General features: G+C 27.5%; 3 protein-coding genes. 1 reads left to right on the top strand and 2 read right to left on the bottom strand.

The window, feature by feature from the left end:
* Positions 1 to 288: 288 nt before the first annotated feature.
* On the bottom strand, positions 289 to 1,311 hold the full coding sequence (locus N4270_RS16970) for a hypothetical protein (RefSeq protein WP_260098545.1): 1,023 nt from the start codon (positions 1,309 to 1,311) through the stop codon (positions 289 to 291).
* Between the two features lie 120 nt (positions 1,312 to 1,431).
* Complete coding sequence (locus tag N4270_RS16965; RefSeq protein ID WP_260098544.1) at positions 1,432 to 2,334, bottom strand: LysR family transcriptional regulator; 903 nt, start codon at positions 2,332 to 2,334, stop codon at positions 1,432 to 1,434.
* Between the two features lie 81 nt (positions 2,335 to 2,415).
* On the opposite strand from N4270_RS16965, the gene N4270_RS16960 reads away from it, so the two are divergent.
* Positions 2,416 to 3,039: an NAD(P)H-dependent oxidoreductase gene (locus N4270_RS16960; RefSeq protein WP_260098543.1), complete on the top strand. Its 624-nt coding sequence runs from the start codon at positions 2,416 to 2,418 to the stop codon at positions 3,037 to 3,039.
* Positions 3,040 to 3,158 lie beyond the last annotated feature (119 nt).

The raw sequence follows: 3,158 nt of genomic DNA, 5'->3' as shown, positions 1-3,158 counted from the left end.
GATTAAAAGTTTTAAATCGAAACCTACTTTTTTGTAGGAATTTTTTCGGCAGTGTTGTTTTTTGTCTTTCATTAGGTATGTTGCTAAAAGGTTTAATTTTTAGTCAACCTATTTCAGGAAAGTACGTCATCTTAAATGTACCCTAACGTGTACGTGTATGGTTAGTTGCGTGCAAGCACGCCATTATTCTTTGTTAAGCAATATAGTGAATTGTGAGAAAAAATCCTGCGCTTAGCCATCAAACCGCAATTAATTATACACGTTGTTACCTGTAGTACTTATAAATTATTAATAATCACCTTTAAATGGCTCAAATGGGACTTTGTTATATTGTATGAAATATAGTTTACTATCGATATCACTTAAGTTTTTTTCCAATGTTTTATTGACTTTTTCTACATTATTAACATTACTCAATTTCAAAGATTTGATTTTCTCAGATAAATGTTCTTGACCACTTACGACATTATTATTAAGGTTAACTACATTTTTATTCAGGCTTATAACATTATTGTTTAAATTATATATGGCTGATTCTATACTATGCGACATATTATTTATTGCGGATTGTAAATTTGAAAATCCAAATGCTAAAACTTTTTGAGTTTTTCTCTGTTCCCATAAGTTTGCAAATTCAAATTTTTTAAATGCTTCTCTCTGTATAAATTTAAAGTCGTTTATTAATTTTTCAGGTCTTTCTTTATTCAATTTAGAAGGAAACTCTTTTGGGAAATTATTTTCTGTACTATGTATAATTTGATAGTACAGTTTTCTGTTTTTCTCGAGAGAATTTAAAGTTTCTTTATAAGAATTCATTCTTTTTACAAAAATTTCAATTTCATCCCAAAAAGGAATTAAAGCGTTTTCATTAAATTCAAATTTAATTCTTTCTAATGTTGAACTGATTGAATCAAGCTGTATTGCTAAACCTTTAGTTACTAAAAAAGTTGATTTATCTAAAACTCCATTAAGTTTTATTGACATTTCTTCGGCTAGTTTAGTCCTATGTGTATTTTCTTTTTTTAAATCACTTTCTTTAGATCTTCTTTGTCTTTCAGATTCTTTTCTTTTATTCTCAACTTTAGCCCAGATAGTAGCATTATAGTATATAACAATTAATAATACAAATACAAATATTACTATTCCAAAAGTGGTGCTGAAATATGATGCAATAATTGCGGCCACTAATCCCAGAACTTGTTTTGTTATTTCATGACTATCCATCGTTTTAAAATGTTCTTTCTGTCGATCAAAATAATCAGCTTTTACTTTTGTAGTAACGAGATTTGGTTTTATAGAATAAGTGTTCATTGTGAGTGTATTACAGGTAACGGTCTTGTATATGAAAAGTAGCGGACTTTATGCACTAACTTTTCGGTTTATAACTGACCTTTAATTTATTCATTTTGTTTCGATTAAGCGATTAAACCGCTATTTTTTATATACGTTGTTGGCATTAGTTTTTTTCATCTTCTCTATAAAAAGCCTGATTTCTTTCAAGTTGCTATTCTTAAGCTTAAATGAATAAAATAGTTTTTGCTCTATTTTTTTAGAAGATTTAATTGGGGTTTTAATCAAATTTTTGTTTAACCCTTCTTCACACAAATGCTTAGGAACTATACTAAATCCGCTATTGTTTTTTAAAGTTTCTATTATGTCCAAATAAGAAGGTAAAATATATCTAGGAACTATTCTAGGATTAGTATTGAATCTAGTATCCCAGAATTTTTTTATATCATTTTGGTTATTGTCATAAGTAAACCAAGTTTGTTTTTGTATCCATTTGATAAATTCCTCCTCACTTCTTTCTGTATTCTTTGGAATTTCAATGTCTTCGGAACATATTAATTCTAATGTTTCATTCTTTACATATATGAATTGATGGTCATAAACATCATATTTTTTTATTCCTACAACTAATTGGATTTTGTCCATTTCAAGAGCTTCAATCAAATCCTTTTCAGTTCCAAAATGGGTAACAATGTACATATCAAAAGAGTAAATTTTATTGATAAGTTCTTTTTTAAAAAAGTCTGTCGTACAACCAATTGTTATAGCATAGCGTTCTTTTTTTGCCCTTTGACCAGAATAATATTCTACTTTTTCTAATTCCTGTAATGGGTTATTAATCTGTGTATATAAAAAATTTCCATATTCGGTAGGTGCTAATTTCCGAGTGGTTCTTTCAAATAGTTTTTTCCCAATATGGCTTTCTAGTGCAGATAAATGTTTGCTAACACCAGGTTGAGTCATATTTAACTTCTTTGAAGCTTCTGTAATATTATTACATTCATATATAACACTAAAAGTCCTCAACCATTCTAAATTAATCATAATATATGTTATATATAAGCAAACAAAAATAATTAAAATTATCAATAGTTTGAATTTATATTTGTAAAAAAAATAGAAAAAATGACAAAAACATTAGTTATAAACTACACACCTAGAAAAGGCTCTTACACCAAAATTTTATTTGATGAGTTTGTTGAACTAGCTAAAGGAAAAACAGAAATAAAACATTTAAATTTAGCTGAAACTCCACCTGAATTATTATTAGAAAAAAACTTGAATTTAATTATGGAATGGAATACGGGAAAAAGAGATTTTTCAGAAATGGAACTTTCTATTCTATCTAATCATAATAGACTTATAGATGAAGTTCTTGAAGTTGATAATATAGTATTGGCTTTTCCCATTTACAATTTTACTATGCCTGCAACAGTAAAGGCTTGGATAGATGCCATTGTCGTTAGTGATAAAACATTTTCTTTTAGCCCTGAAACAGGATTTACTGGTCTTTGTAATGATAAAAAAGCTTTATTACTAGTAGTTAGTGGGTTCGATTATAATAATTCGGGTAATATTAAAGAATATGCTTCGTCTACAATAAAACAAAATTTTGATTTTATGGGAATATCTTCAGAACAGATTTCAGCTTTTGGAGTTGACCAAAATAGAGACCAATTAAATTCAATTCTTGAGAATGCGAAATTTGAAATAAAAACTTTGATTGATAGATGGTTTCCTAATGTCTAGTCCTGAAATATGGCTACAGGTTAAAAATTGATTTAAGCTGTTTTTAAGTATACCATATTTGGTGTTTTATAGTCTAAAGATAAATGTAATCTTATTTCATTGTATAAATTAATTGCATT

This window comes from Psychroserpens sp. SPM9 (assembly GCF_025153525.1).
GTDB lineage: Bacteria > Bacteroidota > Bacteroidia > Flavobacteriales > Flavobacteriaceae > Psychroserpens.
The sequence above is the reverse complement of the archived record's forward strand: the minus strand, read 5'-3'. Positions and strand labels throughout refer to the sequence as shown.

Excerpts from the sequence above, each read along its gene's own strand:
- N4270_RS16965 (WP_260098544.1), bottom strand. The coding sequence starts at position 2,334 with ATGATTAATTTAGAATGGTTGAGGACTTTTAGTGTTATATATGAATGT.
- N4270_RS16970 (WP_260098545.1), bottom strand. The coding sequence starts at position 1,311 with ATGAACACTTATTCTATAAAACCAAATCTCGTTACTACAAAAGTAAAA.
- N4270_RS16960 (WP_260098543.1), top strand. The coding sequence starts at position 2,416 with ATGACAAAAACATTAGTTATAAACTACACACCTAGAAAAGGCTCTTAC.